17 protein-coding genes and 3 tRNA genes are annotated in these 21,051 nt (G+C 72.5%); 12 read left to right on the forward strand and 8 right to left on the reverse strand.

Annotated features, from left to right (window positions below):
• Window positions 1–65 precede the first annotated feature (65 nt).
• The 5 genes from AB0898_RS02745 to AB0898_RS02765 all read left to right on the forward strand — a co-directional run bounded on the left by AB0898_RS02745 (window position 66) and on the right by AB0898_RS02765 (window position 8,422).
• Window positions 66–2,330, forward strand: coding sequence for a DNA polymerase III subunit gamma and tau (locus AB0898_RS02745; protein ID WP_366800980.1), 2,265 nt, complete (start codon window positions 66–68; stop codon window positions 2,328–2,330).
• A 77-nt stretch (window positions 2,331–2,407) separates the two neighbouring features.
• Complete coding sequence (gene purD / locus AB0898_RS02750) at window positions 2,408–3,658, forward strand: phosphoribosylamine--glycine ligase (protein WP_366800981.1); 1,251 nt, start codon at window positions 2,408–2,410, stop codon at window positions 3,656–3,658.
• A 266-nt stretch (window positions 3,659–3,924) separates the two neighbouring features.
• Window positions 3,925–5,718: a hypothetical protein gene (locus AB0898_RS02755; RefSeq protein WP_366800982.1), complete on the forward strand. Its 1,794-nt coding sequence runs from the start codon at window positions 3,925–3,927 to the stop codon at window positions 5,716–5,718.
• A 232-nt stretch (window positions 5,719–5,950) separates the two neighbouring features.
• Window positions 5,951–7,453 carry a N,N-dimethylformamidase beta subunit family domain-containing protein gene (locus tag AB0898_RS02760; RefSeq protein ID WP_366800983.1) on the forward strand — a complete coding sequence of 501 codons (1,503 nt, stop codon included), beginning with the start codon at window positions 5,951–5,953 and terminating at the stop codon, window positions 7,451–7,453.
• Window positions 7,454–7,525: 72 nt separating this feature from the next.
• Window positions 7,526–8,422, forward strand: coding sequence for a phosphoribosylaminoimidazolesuccinocarboxamide synthase (locus AB0898_RS02765; RefSeq protein WP_366800984.1), 897 nt, complete (start codon window positions 7,526–7,528; stop codon window positions 8,420–8,422).
• Between the two features lie 37 nt (window positions 8,423–8,459).
• Here the strand turns inward: AB0898_RS02765 and AB0898_RS02770 are convergent.
• The 8 genes from AB0898_RS02770 to AB0898_RS02805 all read right to left on the reverse strand — a co-directional run bounded on the left by AB0898_RS02770 (window position 8,460) and on the right by AB0898_RS02805 (window position 13,148).
• Window positions 8,460–8,535: transfer RNA gene (locus tag AB0898_RS02770), tRNA-Gly, on the reverse strand.
• A gap of 23 nt (window positions 8,536–8,558) precedes the next feature.
• A complete protein-coding gene (locus AB0898_RS02775) occupies window positions 8,559–9,173 on the reverse strand; it encodes a response regulator transcription factor (RefSeq protein WP_366800985.1) in 615 nt (204 codons plus the stop codon).
• Window positions 9,170–10,456, reverse strand: a complete 1,287-nt coding sequence (locus AB0898_RS02780; protein WP_366800986.1) for a histidine kinase — start codon at window positions 10,454–10,456, stop codon at window positions 9,170–9,172. Before AB0898_RS02780 ends, AB0898_RS02775 begins: the two co-directional genes overlap by 4 nt.
• A 61-nt stretch (window positions 10,457–10,517) precedes the next feature.
• Window positions 10,518–11,339, reverse strand: coding sequence for an ABC transporter permease (locus tag AB0898_RS02785; protein WP_366800987.1), 822 nt, complete (start codon window positions 11,337–11,339; stop codon window positions 10,518–10,520).
• On the reverse strand, window positions 11,336–12,328 hold the full coding sequence (locus tag AB0898_RS02790) for an ABC transporter ATP-binding protein (RefSeq protein WP_366800988.1): 993 nt from the start codon (window positions 12,326–12,328) through the stop codon (window positions 11,336–11,338). Before AB0898_RS02790 ends, AB0898_RS02785 begins: the two co-directional genes overlap by 4 nt.
• Window positions 12,329–12,455: 127 nt before the next feature.
• A tRNA-Gly gene (locus tag AB0898_RS02795) sits at window positions 12,456–12,528 on the reverse strand.
• A gap of 79 nt (window positions 12,529–12,607) precedes the next feature.
• Window positions 12,608–12,679 (reverse strand) — tRNA-Gly (locus AB0898_RS02800).
• A 151-nt stretch (window positions 12,680–12,830) separates the two neighbouring features.
• Entirely contained in the window at window positions 12,831–13,148 is a 318-nt protein-coding gene (locus tag AB0898_RS02805) for an Lsr2 family protein (protein WP_366800989.1), read from the reverse strand.
• 309 nt (window positions 13,149–13,457) lie between these two features.
• Here AB0898_RS02805 and purS point away from each other — a divergent pair, with 309 nt between their 5' ends.
• The 7 genes from purS to purM all read left to right on the forward strand — a co-directional run bounded on the left by purS (window position 13,458) and on the right by purM (window position 20,986).
• Window positions 13,458–13,721, forward strand: coding sequence for a phosphoribosylformylglycinamidine synthase subunit PurS (gene purS, locus AB0898_RS02810; protein ID WP_366800990.1), 264 nt, complete (start codon window positions 13,458–13,460; stop codon window positions 13,719–13,721).
• Complete coding sequence (gene purQ / locus AB0898_RS02815) at window positions 13,718–14,398, forward strand: phosphoribosylformylglycinamidine synthase subunit PurQ (protein ID WP_366800991.1); 681 nt, start codon at window positions 13,718–13,720, stop codon at window positions 14,396–14,398. The genes purS and purQ overlap by 4 nt, the downstream gene beginning before the upstream one ends.
• Window positions 14,395–16,653 carry a phosphoribosylformylglycinamidine synthase subunit PurL gene (gene purL, locus AB0898_RS02820; protein WP_366800992.1) on the forward strand — a complete coding sequence of 753 codons (2,259 nt, stop codon included), beginning with the start codon at window positions 14,395–14,397 and terminating at the stop codon, window positions 16,651–16,653. Before purQ ends, purL begins: the two co-directional genes overlap by 4 nt.
• A 248-nt stretch (window positions 16,654–16,901) precedes the next feature.
• Window positions 16,902–17,624 (forward strand): sterol carrier family protein, encoded by a 723-nt coding sequence (locus AB0898_RS02825; RefSeq protein WP_366800993.1) that lies wholly within the window; start codon window positions 16,902–16,904, stop codon window positions 17,622–17,624.
• 73 nt (window positions 17,625–17,697) lie between these two features.
• Complete coding sequence (locus AB0898_RS02830; RefSeq protein WP_366800994.1) at window positions 17,698–18,141, forward strand: META domain-containing protein; 444 nt, start codon at window positions 17,698–17,700, stop codon at window positions 18,139–18,141.
• A 201-nt stretch (window positions 18,142–18,342) separates the two neighbouring features.
• Window positions 18,343–19,872, forward strand: a complete 1,530-nt coding sequence (gene purF, locus AB0898_RS02835) for an amidophosphoribosyltransferase (protein WP_366800995.1) — start codon at window positions 18,343–18,345, stop codon at window positions 19,870–19,872.
• A gap of 43 nt (window positions 19,873–19,915) precedes the next feature.
• Window positions 19,916–20,986, forward strand: a complete 1,071-nt coding sequence (purM, locus tag AB0898_RS02840; RefSeq protein ID WP_366800996.1) for a phosphoribosylformylglycinamidine cyclo-ligase — start codon at window positions 19,916–19,918, stop codon at window positions 20,984–20,986.
• Window positions 20,987–21,051 lie beyond the last annotated feature (65 nt).

The following is a 21,051-nucleotide window of genomic DNA, read 5'->3' on the forward strand; positions in this document are numbered from 1 at the left end:
CGATGGCTTCCGGGCCGCTTCCGTCGCGCGGCCGGTTGTCGGTGCTCCCCTATAACCTCGTATGCGTGTCGTCTCTCGCGCTGTACCGCCGCTACCGACCCGAGACCTTTGCCGAGGTCATCGGGCAGGAGCATGTCACCGACCCGCTGCAGCAGGCGCTGCGGAACAACCGGGTCAATCACGCGTACCTGTTCAGCGGGCCGCGCGGATGTGGCAAGACGACCAGTGCGCGCATCCTGGCCCGCTGTCTGAACTGTGAGCAAGGTCCCACGCCCACGCCCTGCGGGGAGTGCCAGTCGTGCCAGGACCTCGCGCGCAACGGCCCGGGTTCCATCGACGTCATCGAGATCGACGCCGCCTCCCACGGTGGTGTGGACGACGCCCGTGAGCTGCGCGAGAAGGCCTTCTTCGGCCCCGCCTCCAGCCGGTACAAGATCTACATCATCGACGAGGCCCACATGGTCACGTCGGCCGGCTTCAACGCCCTGCTCAAGGTCGTCGAGGAGCCGCCGGAGCACCTCAAGTTCATCTTCGCCACCACCGAGCCCGAGAAGGTCATCGGGACCATCCGGTCGCGGACCCACCACTACCCCTTCCGGCTCGTCCCGCCCGGCACCCTGCGCGAGTACCTCGGCGAGGTCTGCCAGAAGGAGAAGATCCCGGTCGAGGACGGCGTCCTGCCCCTCGTCGTGCGCGCCGGTGCCGGTTCCGTCCGTGACTCCATGTCCGTCATGGACCAGCTCCTCGCCGGCGCCGGCGAGGACGGTGTGACGTACCCCATGGCCACCTCCCTCCTCGGCTACACGGACGGCTCCCTGCTCGACTCGGTCGTCGAGGCCTTCGCCACCGGTGACGGCGCCGCCGCCTTCGAGGTCGTGGACCGCATCATCGAGGGCGGCAACGACCCCCGCCGCTTCGTCGCCGACCTGCTGGAGCGGCTGCGCGACCTGGTGATCCTCGCCGCCGTGCCGGACGCCGTCGAGAAGGGGCTCATCGACGCCCCCACCGACGTCCTGGAGCGGATGCAGGCCCAGGCCGAGATCTTCGGCGCCGCCGAGCTGAGCCGCGCCGCCGACCTCGTCAACGAGGGCCTGACCGAGATGCGCGGCGCCACCTCGCCCCGCCTCCAGCTCGAACTCATCTGCGCCCGCGTCATGCTTCCGGCCGCCTACGGCGACGAGCGCTCCGTCATGGCCCGCCTCGACCGCCTGGAGCGCGGCGTCAGCTTCTCCGCCGGCGCGGCCCCCGCCGCCGTCCCGGCCATGGGGTACGTCCCCGGTCCCGACGCCCACCCCGGCATGGCGGCGGCGGAGCCTTCGGGGCCCGCGGTGCCGCCCGGTGGCGGGGCCGCCGCAGCCCGGGCCGCCGTACGGGGACAGGGCGCGGGTGCTCCCGCCAACCCCGTACCTCCCGCCAGTCCCGTACCCCCCGTCGCTCCGGCTCCGGTCGCCCAGGCCCCCGCCGCGCCCCCGGCCCCCGCGCCCCAGGCTCCCGCCGCCCAGCCCCCGGCCGCCCCGGCCGCCCCGGCTGCCCCCGCGGCCTCCGCCCCCGCCCCCGGCGCCTGGCCCACCGCCGCCCCCGCGGGCAGCGGCCGCCGCCCCGGTGGCTGGCCCACCGCCGCCCCGGCCGGTGGCGGCCCCGCGCAGCCGCAGCAGCCGCAGCAGCCGCAGTCCCCGAGCCGACCGCAGCCGCAACAGCCGCAGACCCCCGCCGCCCCCCAAGCCCAAGCCCACGCTCAAACCCCCGCCCCCGCCGGCGGCCTCGACCCCCGTGTCCTCTGGCCGAACATCCTGGAAGCCGTCAAGAACCGCCGCCGCTACACCTGGATGCTGCTCAGCCAGAACGCCCAGGTCGCGGGCTTCGACGGCACCACCCTCCAGGTCGCGTTCCTCAACCAGGGCGCGCTCGCGAACTTCGCGGGCAGCGGCAGCGAGGACGTCCTGCGTCAGGCGCTGGCCGAGCAGTTCAACGTGCAGTGGAAGATCGACGCGGTGGTGGACCCCTCGGGCGGCGGCTCCGCGCCCCCGTCCGGCCCCCCGCAGGGCTACGGCTCCGCCGGAGGCTACGGCGCACCGGCGTCCGCCCCGGCCCCCGCCGCCGCACCCCAGCCCGCCCCGCAGCAGCAGCAGCCCTCCGCCGCTCCCGAGGCGAGAACCCCGGCCCCGGCGGCCCCCGCACCCCGGCCCGCCCCCGTCCGCCACGTCTCCCCCGAGGACGACACCCCCGAGGACGACGACCCCGACCTGGACGAGTCGGCCCTCTCCGGCCGCGACCTCATCGTGCGGGAACTGGGCGCCACGGTCGTGGAGGAGATCTCCAACGACCAGTGAGCGGCGACGCGGACTTGTGGGATCGTACGAACTCACCGGCCTCCGGAGTTCGGCAACCCAGCCGATAGGCTGACCCTGTGAAGGTCCTCGTCATCGGCAGCGGCGCCCGCGAACACGCCCTGTGCCGCTCCCTGTCCCTCGACCCCGACGTCACCGCGCTGTACTGCGCACCCGGCAACGCCGGCATCGCGGAGGTGGCCGAGCTGCACCAGGTCGACGCGCTCGACGGCAAGGCCGTCGCCGCGCTGGCCGGTGAGCTGGAGGCCGACCTCGTCGTGGTCGGCCCGGAGGCGCCCCTGGTCGCCGGTGTGGCCGACGCCGTACGCGACGCGGGCATCCCGGTGTTCGGCCCCTCGCAGGAGGCCGCGCTGCTGGAAGGCTCCAAGGCGTTCGCCAAGGACGTCATGGCGGCGGCCGGGGTGCCGACCGCCCGCTCGTATGTCTGCACCACGCCCGAGGAGGTCGCCGAGGCGCTCGACGCCTTCGGCGCGCCGTACGTCGTCAAGGACGACGGGCTGGCGGCGGGCAAGGGTGTCGTCGTCACGGAGGACGCGGAGGCGGCGACGGCCCACGCGGCCGCGTGCGAGCGCGTGGTGATCGAGGAGTTCCTCGACGGCCCCGAGGTCTCGCTCTTCGCGATCACCGACGGTGTGAGCGTCGTACCGCTCCAGCCCGCCCAGGACTTCAAGCGCGCGCTCGACGGCGACGAGGGCCCGAACACCGGCGGCATGGGCGCGTACTCGCCGCTGCCGTGGGCCGACCCCAAGCTGGTGGACGAGGTGCTGCGTACCGTCCTCCAGCCGACCGTGGACGAGATGCGCCGGCGCGGCACGCCCTTCTCCGGGCTGCTGTACGCCGGGCTCGCCATCACCTCGCGCGGGGTGCGGGTCATCGAGTTCAACGCGCGCTTCGGTGACCCCGAGACGCAGGTCGTGCTGGCCCGCCTGAAGACCCCGCTGGCCGGGGTCCTGCTCGCCGCCGCGAACGGCACCCTCGGCGACCTGGAGCCGCTGCGCTGGAGCGACGACGCGGCGGTCACCGTGGTCGTCGCCTCGCACAACTACCCGGGCACCCCGCGCACCGGCGACCCGATCACCGGCCTGGACGAGGTGGCCGAGCAGGACGCCCCGCACGCCTACGTCCTGCACGCCGGGACCCGGCGCGAGGGCGGGGAGACCGTCAGCGCGGGCGGCCGCGTGCTGTCCGTCACGGCGGTCGGCGGGGATCTGGCGAAGGCGCGCGAGCGGGCGTACCGCGCGCTGACCCGGATCGGTCTTGACGGCTCGCAGCACCGTACGGACATCGCGGCGCGGGCGGCCGAGGCGTAACCCCAGGTTTTTCCGATCAGGCCCCGGACATGCGTGAATCCGGGGCCTGATCTTTGCTTTCCGTCACTCAGCTCTGACCAGAGCCATTCCATCGAGTGAGCAATCAGCTATCCGGCTGACGGGGGCCGGGGCCCCAACTATGGTGCGGCGCAAGCATTCCGGCACTTGGCCCACCGGCATTGCGATGTCAGTGGTGGGTGCCACAGTGGGGGAGTGGGCAACGCCAGGAGAGCACGGGAGCGGCACGGAGGGGGTGAGCTCCGCTCATGACCGGAATCGGTGGGGAGGCGGGCGCGCGGGCCGCGCGTTCGCGGGCCCTGGCCGTGCTGCGGGTCCGGGGCCGCGCGCTGGGCGTGGCACTGCTGCCCGCGGCGGCCGAGGTGATCCTGCTGACGGGCGGCGCCACCGGCCAGTTCGCCGGGCCGGGCTGGGACCTGGCCCGCTGGATCGTGGGCGGCTTCGCGCTGGTGGTGCTGCTGGCGGCCGCCGGCATCGCCCTGGTCGTGGCCCGCGCGCGCCCGGCCGAGACACCCACGGTGCCGGTCCCGGAGCGGGCCGCGCCGGATCTGTACCGGCTGGTGCGGGACCTGGCCGAGCGCCTCGACGTGCCCGCGCCCTCCGCGATAGCGCTCACCCCGGACTGCGACAGCTGGCTGGAGGACCGCACCCACCCGGCGCACGGGCCGCCGCCGGAGACGGCACCGGCCGCACAGGTGCCCGGCCTCGCCACCGTCCCCGGTGACGACCGCGCCACCGGCCGTGCCGCGCCCGCGCCCGTCCTGGTCATCGGCTCCCCGTTCCTGTGGTGGATGCGGGTGGCCGAGCTGCGCGCGGTGCTCGCCCCGGTCGTCGCCGGTACGGGCCCGTCCGCGCAGCCGGACATAGCCGCGGCCCGGCGTTTCGTACGGGGTCTCGACGCGGCGGTGGCCGTCTCCGCGACGAGCGGGCGATGTCCGCTGACCCGGGGGGTGTGCGGGGGGCTCGGCTGGGTGGCCCGGCTGCTGCTGCGCGCCTGCCGGGAGCACGCGGTGCTGATGGAGCGCGGGGTCGCCTCCGCGGCGGCCGAGCGGGCGCAGGCGGTGGACTACGGCCCCCGGATCGTCGCCCAGGAGCAGGTCGGGCTCGCCTACGCGGGCTGGGACCGGCTGCTGACCAGGGTGGCGCTGCCCGCCTGGCGGATGGGCCGCTGGCCCTCCCGGCTGGACGCGGGCGTGGTCGCCGCGCTGACCGAGCTGTCCCGGCGCGACCGGCTGGCCGAGGGCTTCACCTCGCGGCTCGGCGAGCGCCCGGCCTGCGACCTCCTGGAGGAGCCGGGGGTGGCGGACGAGGCGGTCTCGCTGCTCGCCGCCCGCCTCTTCCACGGCGCCCCCGCGGGACCCGGCCCCCAGTGGGCCCCGGTGGACTGGCACGCGTACCCGGAGGAGGTCGTCGACCGCACCTGGCGCGCGGAGGCGGCCCGTCTGCACCGCGTCCTGGACGCGCTCCCCGACCGCCCGCCGGCCCCGGGCGGCGCCACCCTGGCCCGAATCCTGGACCACCTGGCGGATCCGCCGGGGGTTCCCGGGCGGAGGATGCCGGACGACGACACCGTCCCGGCCCCCGCGCACGAGGACGACACCGCCCCGGCCCATACGCACGAAGGCGACGACCCCGACCCCACCACCGAACGCGGCTCCGCGCTCGCCGCCGGTCTCAGCGCCGAGCTGGCCCGGGAGGAGAGCAGCGTGCCGCACGGCGCGACCGCCTCCGGGCTCGGGCGGGACTCCGCGTCGTGGGACGACGGCGCGCTGCCGCTGTTCCCGTTGCAGCCGCCCCGGACCGGCCGGGAGCTGCTCGTCGCACACGTCACCGCGATGGTGTGCTGCGCGGCCGTCGACTCCGCGGGGGCCGCCCCGGGCCTGGACTGGCTCGACGGCCCGACGCTGCTGCTGGGCGGCAAGCGGGCCGCCGATCTCGGGCCGCGCGTGCTCAGCCTGATCGAGGAGGGGGACCCGGGGCCGCTGCGGGACTGGCTCGCCGCGGCCGGGATACGCCCGGAGAAGCCGGTCCGGCTGGGCTGACTTCGGCCGATAACGGAGCACCGACTTCCACTTCAGGCCAATTCACAACGAATAGTGACCGGAGCCGTGCGTTATGTGATGTGCTGAGACCGACACGCACATGGCATCGGCATAAGACACACCGAGCAGAACCGCACCGAGCAGCACCGATCAGCACTGAACAGCACCGAGCGAACACGGCACCACCCGCACCACCACAACGGCAACGGGGGCATGAGGGAGGGGAGCGCCCATGGCCTCGGACCACATCCGCCGCTGGGAGTCCGGCGCACTCGCGCACGCCGTCACCGACCCTTTCGGCCTGGGCCCCGTGCCCTGGCTGCGCGGCAGTGAGACCTACTTCGACGACACCGGTCACGTGGTGCCCTGGTACGTGGACACCACCCAGCCGCACACCACCACGAGTGCGAGCGGCACCCGCGTCCCCGCTCCCCGTTCGGCGGGCCCCGGCCCCCGCTCGGCCGACGACGTGCACCGCCAGATCAAGGGCTTCGCCTCCACCGGCGCGGTCGAACCCGGCAAGGCGATCGACTTCCACATCACGGTCGACCCGCCCCAGGAGTTCAGCGTCGACATCTACCGCATCGGCCACTACGCCGGGCACGGCGCCGCGAAGATCACCAACAGCCCCCGGCTCTCCGGCATCGTCCAGCCCGAGCCGCTGACCGCCGACCGCACCGTCTCCTGCCACCACTGGTGGCTGTCCTGGCGCCTCCAGGTCCCCGAGGAGTGGCAGGTCGGCGCCTACGTGGCCGTCCTCACCACCAGCGACGGCTACCGCTCCCACATCCCCTTCACGGTCCGCGACGACCAGCCCGCCGACCTGCTCCTGCTGCTGCCCGACGTCACCTGGCAGGCGTACAACCTCTACCCGGAGGACGGCCACACCGGTGCCAGCCTCTACCACGCCTGGGACGAGAAGGGCCGGCTGCTCGGCGAGGCCGACGCCGCGACCACGGTCTCCTTCGACCGGCCGTACGCGGGCGCGGGCCTGCCCCTGCACGTCGGCCACGCCTACGACTTCATCCGCTGGGCGGAACGGTACGGCTACGACCTCGCCTACGCCGACGCCCGCGACCTGCACGCGGGCCGCGTCGACCCCACCCGCTACCGGGGCCTGGTCTTCCCCGGCCACGACGAGTACTGGTCGGTGCCGATGCGCCGGGCCGTGGAGAACGCCCGCGACCACGGCACCTCGCTGGTCTTCCTGTCCGCCAACACCATGTACTGGCAAGTGGAGTTGGCGGACTCCGCCTCCGGTGTCCCGGACCGGCTGCTGACCTGCCGCAAGCGCAAGGGCCCCGGCAAACCGGTGCTCTGGCGCGAGATCGACCGCCCCGAACAGCAGCTGATCGGCATCCAGTACGCGGGCCGCGTCCCCGAACCCACCCCCCTGATCGTCCGCAACGCCGGCCACTGGCTGTGGGAGGCGACCGGCGCCCGCGAGGGCGACGGCATCGAGGGCCTGGTCGCGGGCGAGGCCGACCGCTACTTCCCGCGCACCGCGCTCCCCGAGCACGAGGAGCGCATCCTGCTGGCGCACTCCCCCTACCTGGACGGCGACGGCGTACGACGCCACCAGGAGACCTCGCTCTACCGCGCCCCCTCCGGCGCCTGGGTGTTCGCCTCCGGCACCTTCGCCTGGTCCCCGGCGCTGGACCGCCCCGGCCATGTGGACCCCCGCATCCAGCGGGCCACGGCCAACCTCCTGGACCGCATCTGCAAACGCGACTGACCACCCCGGCGCCACCCTCTTCGCCGTATACGGGAGAATCGAGGCAGTTGGACAGAACCACGGGGAGGAACCGTGTCCGGATTCGTAGAAAAGCCCGAGCCGATCGAGGTTCCGGGTCTGGTGCACCTGCACACCGGCAAGGTGCGCGATCTGTACCAGAACGAGGCGGGCGACCTCGTGATGGTCGCCAGCGACCGCATCTCCGCCTACGACTGGGTGCTGCCCAGCGAGATCCCCGACAAGGGCCGCGTGCTGACCCGGCTCTCCCTGTGGTGGTTCGACCAGCTCCGCGACCTGGTGCCCCACCATGTGATCAGTACCGAGCTGCCCGAGGGCGCCCCCGCCGACTGGGAGGGCCGCACCCTGGTCTGCAAGTCGCTGCGCATGATCCCCGTGGAGTGCGTGGCCCGCGGCTACCTCACCGGCTCGGGCCTCGCGGAGTACAAGGAGTCCCGCACGGTCTGCGGCCTGGCCCTGCCCGAGGGGCTTGAGGACGGCTCGGAGCTGCCCGGGCCGATCTTCACCCCGGCCGCCAAGGCCGAGGTCGGCGAGCACGACGAGAACGTCTCCTACGAGGAGGTGGCCCGTCAGGTCGGCGCCGAGACCGCCGCCCAGCTCCGCCAGGCCACCCTCGCGGTGTACTCCCGCGCCCGCGACATCGCCCGCGACCGGGGCATCATCCTGGCGGACACCAAGTTCGAGTTCGGCTTCGACGGGGACACCCTGGTGCTCGCCGACGAGGTCCTCACCCCGGACTCCTCCCGCTTCTGGCCGGCCGACCAGTGGCAGCCGGGCCGCGCCCAGCCGTCGTACGACAAGCAGTTCGTGCGCGACTGGCTCACCGGCCCCGACTCCGGCTGGGACCGCACGGGCGAGCAGCCCCCGCCCGCGCTCCCCGAGGAGGTCGTGGCGGCGACCCGCGCCAAGTACATCGAGGCGTACGAGCATCTGACCGGCACCCGCTGGTAACGCGAGAAGCCCCCGGTGAGAACCGGGGGCTTCTTCATGGAGCGGACGACGAGGCTCGAACTCGCGACCTCAACCTTGGCAAGGTTGCGCTCTACCAACTGAGCTACGTCCGCAGTGCGCCGTGGCGCGGAGCCAACTATACCCAACCCCGCTCCCGGGCGAGACGCACCGCCGCGTGCCGGTTCTCCGCGCCGAGCTTGGTGACCGCCGAGGAGAGGTAGTTCCGCACGGTCCCCGGGGACAGCGCGGCCCGCTCCGCGATCTCCGCGACCGGCGCGCCGTCGGCCGCCAGCTCCAGCACCTCGGCCTCCCGCGCGGTCAGCGGGGAGTCCCCGGCGGAGATCGCGTCGGCGGCCAACTCCGGGTCGACGTACCGCTGTCCGGCGTGCACGGTACGGATGATCTCGGCGAGCCGCTGCGCGCTCACCGTCTTCGGGACGAACCCGCGCACCCCGGCCGCGAGGGCGCGTTTCAGATGCCCGGGGCGGCCGTGTCCGGTGACGATCAGCACCCGGCAGCCGGGCAGTTCGGCCCGCAGCGATGTGGCGACCCTCACACCGTCGGCGCCCGGCATCTGGAGGTCCAGCACCGCGACGTCCGGCCGGTGGGCCCGCGCCATGGCCAGCGCCTCGGGTCCGCTCGCCGCCTCCGCGACCACCAGCAGGTCGTCCTCAAGCGAGAGCAGGGCGGCCAGCGCGCCCCGGATCAGATGCTCGTCGTCGGCCAGCAGCAGCCGTACCGGACCGTTCATGGGGCGACCTCGCTCATGTTCCGTACCTTCGCCGCCGGGACCGTACGGCACAGCGGCACCTCGGCCACCAGCCGGAACCGGTTCCCGCCCGCCGGCCCCGCCTCCAGCACGCCGTCCACGGCGGCCAGCCGCTCCCGCAGCCCGGCGAGCCCCGAACCCCTGCCGCTCCCGGCCGCCCGGCCCGGGCCGCCCCCGCTCCCGGCCGCCCGGCCCGAGTCGTCCACGCCGTCGTTCTCCACCGTCAGCACCGCCCGCCCCTCCCGCACCAGCACCGTCACCGCGCACCGCTGCGCGTCCCCGTGCCGCAGCACATTGGTGGCCGCCTCGCGCACCACCCAGCCGAGCGCGGACTGCGCCTGGGCAGGCAGCTCCGGCGCCTCCGCGCGCACCTCGCAGGCGATTCCGGCCGCCGTCAACACACCCTGCGCACCGGCGAGTTCGACGGCGAGGTCGGCCTCGCGGTAACCGCGTACGACCTCGCGGACCTCGCGCTGCGACTCCTGCGCGATCCGCTGCACCTCGATCATCTGCTCCACCGCCTCCGCCCGTCCGCGCCGGGCGAGCTGGACGGCCAGCTCGCTCTTCAGCGAGATCACCGAGAGGTTCCGGCCCAGCACGTCGTGCAGATCCCGCCCGAACCGCAGCCGCTCCTCGGCGACGGCGAGCCGGGCGCGCGTCTCGCGGGCCTCGTCGAGCGCGTAGACGGCGTTCAGCAGCCAGACGGAGAAGAGCGAGGTGAACGCGAGGAACCCGCCGCCGATCAGCACCGCCAGCATCGTGCCGAGTCCGGTGAGCCCGGGGATGTGGAGCGGGAAGGTGTACAGCCCGGCGCCGGCCGCGAAGCCCGCCACGATCGCGAGCACCCGGCGCCGGTCGCGCACACCGAGCGCGATGGTGCCGCCGCCGAAACTGAGCGAGCCCGCGAAGAGCGTCCCCGTCACCGCGGGCATGCCCTCGCCCTGCGGGCCGCGCTGGGCGATGGCGAGGCCGGCCGTCGCCACGGCGGCGGTGACGGCGGCCAGCGCCCACAGCAGCCGTACCGGCTGGGGGCGCAGGCCGCGCGTCCAGTCCAGCGACCGGGACGCGGTCACCGCGCAGACGGCGGCGTGCAGGCACACCAGCAGGACCAGCCACACGCCCGGCCGGCCCGGCAGGTGCGAGAGGGCGGGCAGCCCGACCGAGGCGACTTCGAGCACGGCGAAGCAGTGGAACGACCACCGTGTGTACGCCTCGACCTTGGCCGGCGTGCTCTTCCCACGCCACCAGCCGACCGGCCCTCGCATGGTCCGCCCCCTTCGTCCCGCGCCGGTCCGGCGCCGTCGGTCCCGCCCGGAACGGCGCCGTTCAGCGCCGAGGTTCCCACCGGAACCATCGCCGTACAGCAAACACGGCGACGCCCGTCCAGGCCAGCGCGACGATCACGGCCCGTACGGCTTCGCCCGCGCCGAGGTCGCCGGTCCAGCCGGCGCGCACCAGGGTGATCGCCGGGGTGAGCGGCAGCAGTTCGCAGAGGCGGGCCAGCCGGTCGGGAAGGAGCTCCAGCGGGATGGCGAGGCCGGAGCCGAGCGCCGAGAGGAGCACCAGGGGGACGGTGGTGATCTGGGCGCTCTCGGCGGTCCGGGTCCAGATGGCGGTCACCGCGGCGAACGCGCCGCACAGCACCACGCCCAACGCCACGCCGAGCACGGCGAATTGGGGAGCGTGCGGGGCCGGGATGCGCAGCAGGACCGTGCACGCGGCCGCCATGACCGCGCATTGTGCGAGGGCGATGGCGACGGCGGGCAGGGCGGCCCCGGCGAGGATCTCGGGGTCGCGCGGCTCGCCGGTGCGCAGCCGCTTGAAGACGAGCTGTTCGCGCCGGCTGACGAACACGCCGACGAGCGTGGAGTAGACGGCGAACAGCAGCGAGAAGCCGATCGACGCGGGCAGCATGACCAGTCCGACGGTGAGCCCCGCGTCCTTCAGGTTCAGCTGTCCGGCCGCCGAGCGCACGCTGAACGGCAGTACCAGCGGCACGAGGACGGCGGCGGCCAGCGTGCCCCTGTTCCGCGCGAACAGGGACAGCTCGGCGCGGGCGAGCGCGGCCATGCGGCCGAGCGGGGTGGTGCGCTCCCGCGGCGCGGTGCGGCCGGGTGCCGGCCGCAGGGTGAGGTGCGTCTCGCTCATCGGGTGTACTCCTCCTGAGGGGATTCCTGACGGGGCTCCTGACGGGACTTCCGGCCGGCCCCGGAGGTGTCGCGCGCGATCTCGAGGAACGCCTCCTCCAGCGAGGCGGACCGGGCGTCCAGCCCGTGCAGTTCGACACCGGCCCGGCGGGCCCACAGCAGCAACTCGGTGGCGGTGCGCTGCAGTTCGTGCGTGCGCAGCCGGACGGTCCGGGAGTCGACGTCGTGGCCGCAGGCGCCCAGCTCGTGGAGCGGCGGCAGGTCGCCGGGGAAGTACCCCTCGGGCAGCCGGAAGGAGATCCGGGACGGCTGGGCCGCGCTCACCTCGGCCGGTGTGCCGGTGACGGCGATGGACCCCTCGCGCAGGATGGCGAGCCGGTCGGCGAGCCCCTCCGCCTCCTCCAGATAGTGCGTGGTGAGCAGCACGGTCGTCCCCGCGTCCCGCAGTGCGCGCACCAACTCCCAGGTGTCCCGCCGCCCTTCGGCGTCCAGGCCGGTCGTCGGCTCGTCCAGGAACAGGACTTCGGGATCGCCGAGCAGGGCGAGCGCCAGGTCGAGCCGGCGCCGCTCGCCGCCGGAGAGCTGCTTGACGCGTACGCCGCTCTTCCCGGCGAGCCCGACGCGTTCCAGCACCTCCGCCGAGGGCCGGGCCCCGCTGGTGCAGCCCGCCCACATGCGAGCCGTCTCGGTGACGGTGAGGTCGGCCGGGAAGCCGCCCTCCTGGAGCATGACCCCGGTACGGGGGCGAACGGCGGCACGCTCGCGGTACGGATCGTGGCCGAACACCCGGACCCGGCCGCCGGCCGGACGGGCCAGCCCCTCCAGCAGCTCGACGGTCGAGGTCTTGCCCGCGCCGTTGGTGCCGAGCAGGGCGAAGACCTCCCCGCGGGCCACGGAGAAGGTGATGCCCCGCACGGCCTCGAATCCGGTGCCGTAGACGCGCCGCAGGTCGGTGACCTCGATCACGTGCTCTTGCTCGTCGCTGTCCATGACTTCAGCGTCCCGGCGGCGGACGCGGACCGGCAGTGCGCGCTGTCATCACCGGGCATGACAAATGTCAGACGGGAAGAGCGCATACGAAAAGACCCCGGTCCAATGGACCGGGGTCTTTTTCCCGAGCGGACGACGAGGCTCGAACTCGCGACCTCAACCTTGGCAAGGTTGCGCTCTACCAACTGAGCTACGTCCGCACTGCTCCCGACCGGCTCCCACCGATCGGTGCGAGCACCAGCCTACCTGATCCAAAAGGATGCTTGTGACCGGTGCCAGAGCGGGTGACAGGAATCGCACACTGCGCCTCCCCCCTGGAAGGGGGGTGTTCTACTACTGAACTACACCCGCACGGTCCTCGGGATTCGGCCTTTCGGCCTCGCCCCTCGGCGTGCTCCAGACATTAGCCGATCAGCAGGGGGGTAGCGCAAGTCGGTTCTCCCCGCGGACAGGTGAGCGACTCTCAGGGTCCGGCCTGCGGACCCTGAGGAGCCGCCGCGGCTCACTGGGCCGCGCTGAACGCCTCGTAGACCTTCTTGGGGATGCGGCCGCGCGCGGGGACGTCCATCTTGTTCGCCTGGGCCCAGGCGCGGACGGCCGACGGGTCGGGGGCGACCTCGGTCTGCTTGTACGCCTTGCCGGAGCGGGCGCGCTTGCGGCCGGCCTCGACGTAGGGCTCGAGCGCCCTGCGCAGTTTCCTGGCGTTGGTTTCGTTCAGGTCGATCTCGTACGACTTGCCGTCGAGCCCGAAGGCGATCGTTTCCGCCGCTTCCGAGCCGTCGATGTCGTCAAACAGAGTGACCACGACTTTTTGCGCCACGAATATCGGTCCCTTCGTGCGGCACGTTGATACGGCTCACGGCTACGACATGCCGAGTATCCGCTATTGCCAATTCATTTGTACAGCGCCCGGCAATGAAAGGGGAAGACCCACTAAAACCGCCCGCGTGTCCGGCTTCAATAGATGTCGCGCACGGACTGGAGAACTTTCCCAGAAATTTTCGCGGGCGCACGTCTTCGACACCCGATCGTGATGCGGGTCACGTAGAAACCTCCAACTCTACTCGCGTAGAAATTTTGTACGGGTAGTCTGAAGGAACCTGCTCAGCACCACACACCGGGAGTGCCAGTGGCACGCGTCGTAGTCGACGTCATGCTCAAGCCGGAGATCCTCGACCCCCAGGGCCAGGCGGTCCAGCGTGCGCTGCCGCGTCTGGGTTTCGAAGGGATCTCGGACGTCCGCCAGGGAAAGCGATTCGAGCTGGAAGTCGAGGGGCCGGTCGACGAGGCCGCGCTCACCCGCATCCGTGATCTCGCGGAATCCTTCCTCGCCAACACCGTGATCGAGGACTTCACCGTGAAGGTGGAGGAAGTGGCGGGGGCGGCCGAGTGACCGCTCGTATTGGTGTCGTCACATTTCCGGGAAGTCTCGACGACCGTGACACCCGGCGCGCGATCACCCTCGCGGGCGCCGAACCGGTCGCGCTGTGGCACAAGGACAAGGACCTCAAGCAGGTCGACGCCGTGGTGCTGCCCGGCGGTTTCTCGTACGGCGACTATCTGCGCGCCGGGGCGATCTCCCGCTTCTCGCCGGTGATGGAGTCCGTCATCGAGCAGGCGAAGGCCGGACTTCCGGTCCTCGGAATCTGCAACGGCTTCCAGATCCTCACCGAGGCGCATCTGCTGCCCGGCGGGATGCTCGGCAACGACCACCTCCACTTCATCTGCCGCGACCAGAAGCTGCGGGTGGAGAACGCGGAGACCTCCTGGACCGGCGACTACCGCCAGGGCCAGGAGATCCACATCCCGCTGAAGAACATGGACGGCCGGTACGTCGCCGACGCGTACACGCTCGACAAGCTGGAGGCGGAGGGCCGGGTCGTCTTCCGCTACCTGGACCTGAACCCCAACGGCTCGCTCAACGACATCGCCGGCATCACCAACGCGGCCGGGAACGTCGTCGGCCTCATGCCGCACCCCGAGCACGCCGTCGAGCCGCTGATCGGAACCGGCCGCACCGACGGCCTCCCGTTCTTCACCTCGATCCTCAAGAAGCTGGTCAACGCATGAGCCGGACGCCTCTGGACACGGTCGACAACGCGGCCGCCACCCCTGACGTCGAGCTGCCCTGGGCCGAACTCGGTCTGAAGAAGGACGAGTACGAGCGCGTGGTCGAGATCCTCGGCCGCCGCCCGACCGGCGCCGAGCTGGCCATGTACTCGGTGATGTGGTCCGAGCACTGCTCGTACAAGTCCTCCAAGGTCCACCTGCGCCAGTTCGGCGAGAAGGCGCCCCAGTCGGACGCCCTGCTCGTCGGCATCGGCGAGAACGCGGGCGTGGTGGACGTCGGTCAGGGCTACGCGGTCACCTTCAAGGTCGAGTCGCACAACCACCCGTCGTACGTCGAGCCCTACCAGGGCGCGGCCACGGGCGTCGGCGGCATCGTGCGCGACATCATCGCCATGGGTGCCCGCCCGGTCGCGGTCGTGGACCCGCTGCGCTTCGGCGCGGCCGACCACCCCGACACCAAGCGCGTGCTGCCCGGCGTCGTCGCCGGCATCGGTGGCTACGGCAACTGCCTGGGCCTGCCCAACATCGGCGGCGAGGTCGTCTTCGACGCCTGCTACCAGGGCAACCCGCTGGTCAACGCCGGTGCCATCGGCGTCATGAAGCACGAGGACATCCACCTCGCGAAGGCGTCCGGCGCCGGCAACAAGGTCATCCTCTACGGCGCCCGGACCGGCGGCGACGGCATCGGCGGCGCCTCGATCCTGGCCTCCGAGACCTTCGACGACGCGAAGCCCTCGAAGCGCCCCGCGGTGCAGGTCGGCGACCCCTTCCAGGAGAAGCTGCTCATCGAGTGCACCCTGGAGGCCTTCAAGGAGAAGCTCGTCGTCGGCATCCAGGACCTCGGCGCGGCCGGGCTGTCCTGCGCCACCAGCGAGCTGGCCTCCAACGGCTCCGGCGGCATGCGCGTCACCCTGGACGACGTACCGCTGCGCGACTCCACACTCTCGCCCGAGGAGATCCTCATGAGCGAGTCGCAGGAGCGCATGTGCGCGGTGGTCGAGCCGGAGAAGGTCGACCGCTTCCTGGAGATCTGCGAGAAGTGGGACGTCATCGCCACCGTCATCGGTGAGGTGACCGACGGCGACCGCCTGGAGATCTTCTGGCACGGCGGCAAGATCGTCGACGTGGACCCGCGCACGGTCGCCCACGACGGCCCGGTCTACGAGCGCCCGTACGCCCGTCCCGACTGGCAGGACGCCCTCCAGGCCGACGACGCGAACAAGCTGCCCCGCCCGGCCACGCCCGAGGAGCTGCGCGAGCAGGTCCTGAAGCTGGTCGCGTCGCCCAACCAGGCGTCGAAGAAGTGGATCACCTCGCAGTACGACCACTTCGTGCAGGGCAACACCGTCCTCGCCCAGCCGGAGGACTCCGGCATGATCCGCGTGGACGAGGAGACCGGGCTCGGCGTGGCCATCGCCACCGACGGCAACGGCCGCTTCGCCAAGCTCGACCCGTACACGGGCGCGCAGCTCGCGCTCGCGGAGGCGTACCGGAACGTGGCGACGACCGGCGCCAAGCCGCTCGCCGTCTCCGACTGCCTGAACTTCGGCTCGCCCGAGGACCCGGCGGTCATGTGGCAGTTCGCGGAGGCCGTACGCGGTCTCGCGGACGGCTGCCTCCAGCTCGGCACTCCGGTGACCGGCGGCAACGTCTCGCTCTACAACCAGACCGGCGAGGCCGCCATCCACCCGACCCCGGTCGTCGCGGTCCTCGGCGTCATCGACGACGTGGCCCGGCGCACCCCGGTCGCCTTCCAGGAAGAAGGCCAGCTCCTCTACCTGCTCGGCGACACCTCTGAGGAGTTCGGCGGCTCGGCCTGGTCCCAGGTCGTCCACGACCACCTCGGCGGGCTGCCCCCGAAGGTCGACCTGGAGCGCGAGCGGCTGCTCGCCGAGATCCTGATCTCCGCCTCCCGCGACGGCATGATCGACTCCGCGCACGACCTCTCCGACGGCGGCCTCATCCAGGCCGTGGTCGAGTCGGCGCTCCTCGGCGGCAAGGGCGCGCGCCTGATCGTCCCGGACGGCCTGGACGCGTTCACCTTCCTCCTCTCGGAGTCCGCGGGCCGCGCCCTGGTGGCAGTCCCCCGCTCCGAGGAGCTGCGCTTCACCGACATGTGCGGCGCGCGGGGCCTCCCGGCCACCCGCATCGGTGTCGTGGACGGCGACTCCGTCGACATCCAGGGCGAGTTCACGCTGCCCCTGACGGAACTGCGCGAGGCTCACGAGAACACGATCCCGGCACTGCTGGCGTAGCCCCCGAACACGAGCGAGGCCCCCGCCCCGAGGGCGCGGGGGCCTTCCTCATGGGCCCGGACGGGCATCGGCTCCCTTTACCGGCCCACCCGGAACGGTCCGCTGCCCCGCAGCAGGCACGAGATCCGGCGTCACCCGGACATCCACCGTCGTCGGCCGTCGTCGGCCCCTCGGCGCCGGCCGGGCCGCCCCGCAGGGGTGCGCCGCCCAGGAGCACGCCGCCCCCGTCGGCGCATAGGGTCACCGCCATGCCCCCCGTCAAGAAGCGTCCTCGTCGGTACGACCCCGCCAAGACCCGCGCGGCGGTTCTCGCTCAGCTCGGGCATGTGCGGGAGGCCGTACGGGAACTCGACTCCGAGACGGTGAGCGCGCTGACGGCGGTGGTGGCCGTGTCGCTCGCCGAGGTTGAGCACGCTGTCGTGTGCCCGGCGGGGCCGAAGCCGACGCTCACCCCGGCGGAGTGGTTCCTGGTGCCGGGGGACCGGACGGGCGCTCCCGGCGAGCCGCTTGCCGACACCGAGCACCGTCTGCGCGCCCTCCTCGACGCCCACCCCGCCGAGCGGCTCGTGGAGACCGGTGCCGGGGTGATGACGCTGGACGACTTTCTGGTCACCCGGCTCGTCGGCCTGGTGCTGTGTGCCGACGACCTCAACACCGACGTGCCCGGACTCGACGTACCGCTGGACCGCCAGGCCCTCGCCGCCGCCACCCGCGTACTCGCCGACGCCCTCGCCCTGAAGGCCCCCGGCGGCTCCACCGAGGTCCGCGTGCCGCCGTATGCCGTGGTCCAGTGTGTGGAAGGCCCCCGGCACACCCGGGGCACCCCGCCCAACGTCGTGGAGACGGCGCCCCTGACCTGGGTGCGGCTCGCCACCGGCCGTCTGACCTGGGCGGACGCCCTCACGCGGGCCGAGGTGAGCGCGAGCGGGGAGCGGGCGGATCTGTCGGACCTGCTGCCCCTGCGGCCGTAGCCCCGATCCAGCCGAACCGGAACCCGTAGCCCCCCGCCCGCGTCGAACCGGTATGAACCGGTACAAGCAGTGCATGACCCTGGCAGCGGCCGCCGCGCTCGTCCCGTTCATGGCGGCCTGTGGGAACGAGGTCGCGGCGGGCAGCGGCAGCGGCTCGGTGGCACCCCGGCAGTCCGTGACGGGGGTGGAGTGGCGGGTGGACAGTCTCACCGCCGGGGGCACCACCCTCCGCGCCCCCGCCGGCGCAAGCCTGCGCGTGGAGGAGGACGGGGCCGCGGCCGGCAACCTCGGCTGCAACAGTTTCGGTACGCACGCCACCGTGCACGGCGACCGGATCACCTTCGGCGGGCTGCGCACCACCAAGGTCGCCTGCGACCCCGCTCGGATGACCTTCGAGCGCGCCCTCGCCGCCGCCCTCGACGGGCAGACCCTCACCGCGCGTACCGAGGACGGGCGGCTCACGCTCACAGGGGGTCACGGGGAGCGCGTGAACCTCACCGGGATCGCGCCCGATTGATGTGCGACACCTCACTCAGGAAAGCCCGGCGGAGCGCCCGCGGTGGCCCCAGAGCGCCGGACCTCGCCGGGAGTCGCCCGATACGCACCGCTGTGACCAGGTGAAACGCGAAAAGCACCAAGGTGATCGCGAGCCCGGGTTCGGCGACCGCTACGTATCCCCAATTCGGAGCAACGGCCCGGCTCGCCTACACTCGGAGCCGTGCCACGTGGTGACGGTCGACTCAATCACGATCTGCTTCCCGGCGAGAAGGGCCCCCAGGACGCTTGCGGCGTCTTCGGTGTCTGGGCGCCTGGCGAAGAGGTCGCAAAGCTCACGTACTTCGGGCTCTACGCCCTCCAGCACCGGGGTCAGGAATCCGCGGGAATCGCGGTCAGCAACGGCTCCCAGATCCTCGTCTTCAAGGACATGGGCCTGGTCTCCCAGGTCTTCGACGAAACCTCGCTCGGTTCGCTCCAGGGTCACATCGCGGTCGGACACGCCCGCTACTCGACCACCGGCGCCTCCGTGTGGGAGAACGCCCAGCCGACGTTCCGCGCCACCGCGCACGGTTCGATCGCGCTCGGCCACAACGGCAACCTGGTCAACACCGCGCGGCTCGCGGAGATGGTCGCCGACCTGCCCAAGGACACCAACGGCCGCTCCACCCGGGTCGCGGCCACCAACGACACCGACCTGCTGACGGCGCTGCTCGCCGCCCAGGTCGACGAGGACGGCAAGCCGCTCACCATCGAGGAGGCGGCCCACCGCATCCTCCCGCAGGTGAAGGGCGCCTTCAGCCTCGTCTTCATGGACGAGCACACGCTCTACGCGGCCCGCGACCCGCAGGGCATCCGCCCGCTGGTCCTCGGCCGCCTGGAGCGCGGCTGGGTCGTCGCCTCGGAATCCGCCGCCCTCGACATCTGCGGCGCGAGCTACGTGCGCGAGATCGAGCCGGGCGAGTTCATCGCCATCGACGAGAACGGCCTGCGCACCTCCCGATTCGCGGAAGCGAAGCCCAAGGGCTGTGTCTTCGAGTACGTCTACCTGGCGCGCCCGGACACCGACATCGCCGGGCGGAACGTCTACCTCTCCCGCGTGGAGATGGGCCGCCGCCTCGCCAAGGAGGCGCCGGTCGAGGCCGACCTGGTGATAGCCACCCCGGAATCCGGGACCCCGGCCGCCATCGGGTACGCGGAAGCCTCCGGCATCCCCTTCGGCAACGGCCTGGTGAAGAACGCCTACGTGGGCCGCACCTTCATCCAGCCCTCGCAGACCATCCGCCAGCTCGGCATCCGCCTGAAGCTGAACCCGCTCAAGGAAGTCATCAAGGGCAAGCGCCTGGTCGTCGTGGACGACTCGATCGTGCGCGGCAACACCCAGCGGGCCCTGGTGCGCATGCTGCGCGAGGCCGGCGCCGCCGAGGTCCACATCCGGATCTCCTCGCCGCCCGTGAAGTGGCCCTGCTTCTTCGGCATCGACTTCGCCACCCGCGCCGAGCTGATCGCCAACGGCATGACCATCGACGAGATCGGCACCAGCCTGGGCGCCGACTCGCTCGCGTACATCTCCATCGACGGCATGATCGACGCGACCACCATCGCCAAGCCGAACCTGTGCCGCGCCTGCTTCGACGGCGAGTACCCGATGGAGCTGCCCGACCCGGAGCTGCTCGGCAAGCAGCTGCTGGAGACCGAGCTGGCGGCAGGAACCGCCGCCACCGCCGCGGCCGACGCCATCCGGCGTCCCTGAGCCGCGCCGTCAGAGCCGTACGACAGGAAAGTTCTCTCACGTCATGTCCTCTGAGACCACGGGTGCCAGCTACGCGAGCGCGGGCGTCGACATCGAGGCGGGCGACCGCGCGGTCGAACTCATGAAGGAATGGGTCAGGAAGACCCGCCGCCCCGAGGTCCTCGGCGGCCTCGGCGGCTTCGCCGGGCTCTTCGACGCCTCCGCCCTCAAGCGCTACGAGCGCCCGCTGCTCGCCTCCGCGACCGACGGCGTCGGCACCAAGGTCGACATCGCCCGGCGCCTGGGCGTGTACGACACCATCGGCCACGACCTGGTCGCCATGGTCATGGACGACATCGTGGTGTGCGGCGCCGAGCCGCTGTTCATGACCGACTACATCTGCGTCGGCAAGGTCCACCCCGAGCGGGTCGCGGCGATCGTCAAGGGCATCGCGGAGGGCTGTGTGCTCGCCGGGTGCGCCCTGGTGGGCGGCGAGACGGCCGAGCACCCGGGTCTGCTCGGCCCGGACGACTTCGACGTCGCCGGCGCCGGTACGGGCGTGGTGGAGGCCGACCGGCTGCTCGGCCCGGACCGCATCCGCGAGGGCGACGCCGTGATCGCCATGGCGTCCTCCGGTCTTCACTCCAACGGGTACTCCCTGGTCCGCCACGTCCTGCTGGAGCGCGCCGGGCTCGCCCTGGAGGCGGAGGTCGCCGAGCTGGGCCGCACGCTCGGCGAGGAGCTGCTCGTACCCACGAAGATCTACTCGCTGGACTGCCTCGCGCTCACCCGCACCACCGAGGTGCACGCCTTCTCGCACATCACCGGCGGCGGCCTCGCGGCCAACCTGGCCCGGGTCATCCCGGACGGGCTGCACGCCACCGTGGACCGCTCCACCTGGACCCCGGGCGCGATCTTCGACCTGGTCGGCCGGACGGGCGACGTCGAGCGCCTGGAGCTGGAGAAGACCCTGAACATGGGCGTCGGCATGATGGCCGTCGTACCCGACGAGTCCGTCGAGGCGGCCCTGACCACGCTGGCCGACCGGGGCGTGGACGCCTGGGTGGCCGGCGAGATCACCAGCCGGGACGGCCACGCCTCGGGCGCCGAGCTGACCGGGGACTACGCGCGCTAGAACACCTGTAGGGCGGGCTCCCACCGGGCGCCCGCCCTCTTTGGTGCATCGACCGCACCGACCGC

It is taken from the genome of Streptomyces sp. NPDC005435, assembly GCF_040703155.1.
Lineage (GTDB): Bacteria > Actinomycetota > Actinomycetes > Streptomycetales > Streptomycetaceae > Streptomyces.

What these genes read in the sequence shown, in the direction of transcription:
- purL (WP_366800992.1), top strand. Translation starts at nt 14,395, where the DNA reads ATGAGCCGGACGCCTCTGGACACGGTCGACAACGCGGCCGCCACCCCT.
- AB0898_RS02780 (WP_366800986.1), bottom strand. Translation starts at nt 10,456, where the DNA reads ATGCGAGGGCCGGTCGGCTGGTGGCGTGGGAAGAGCACGCCGGCCAAG.
- AB0898_RS02775 (WP_366800985.1), bottom strand. Translation starts at nt 9,173, where the DNA reads ATGAACGGTCCGGTACGGCTGCTGCTGGCCGACGACGAGCATCTGATC.
- AB0898_RS02760 (WP_366800983.1), top strand. Translation starts at nt 5,951, where the DNA reads ATGGCCTCGGACCACATCCGCCGCTGGGAGTCCGGCGCACTCGCGCAC.
- AB0898_RS02790 (WP_366800988.1), bottom strand. Translation starts at nt 12,328, where the DNA reads ATGGACAGCGACGAGCAAGAGCACGTGATCGAGGTCACCGACCTGCGG.
- AB0898_RS02755 (WP_366800982.1), top strand. Translation starts at nt 3,925, where the DNA reads ATGACCGGAATCGGTGGGGAGGCGGGCGCGCGGGCCGCGCGTTCGCGG.
- AB0898_RS02830 (WP_366800994.1), top strand. Translation starts at nt 17,698, where the DNA reads ATGACCCTGGCAGCGGCCGCCGCGCTCGTCCCGTTCATGGCGGCCTGT.
- purM (WP_366800996.1), top strand. Translation starts at nt 19,916, where the DNA reads ATGTCCTCTGAGACCACGGGTGCCAGCTACGCGAGCGCGGGCGTCGAC.
- AB0898_RS02825 (WP_366800993.1), top strand. Translation starts at nt 16,902, where the DNA reads ATGCCCCCCGTCAAGAAGCGTCCTCGTCGGTACGACCCCGCCAAGACC.
- AB0898_RS02785 (WP_366800987.1), bottom strand. Translation starts at nt 11,339, where the DNA reads ATGAGCGAGACGCACCTCACCCTGCGGCCGGCACCCGGCCGCACCGCG.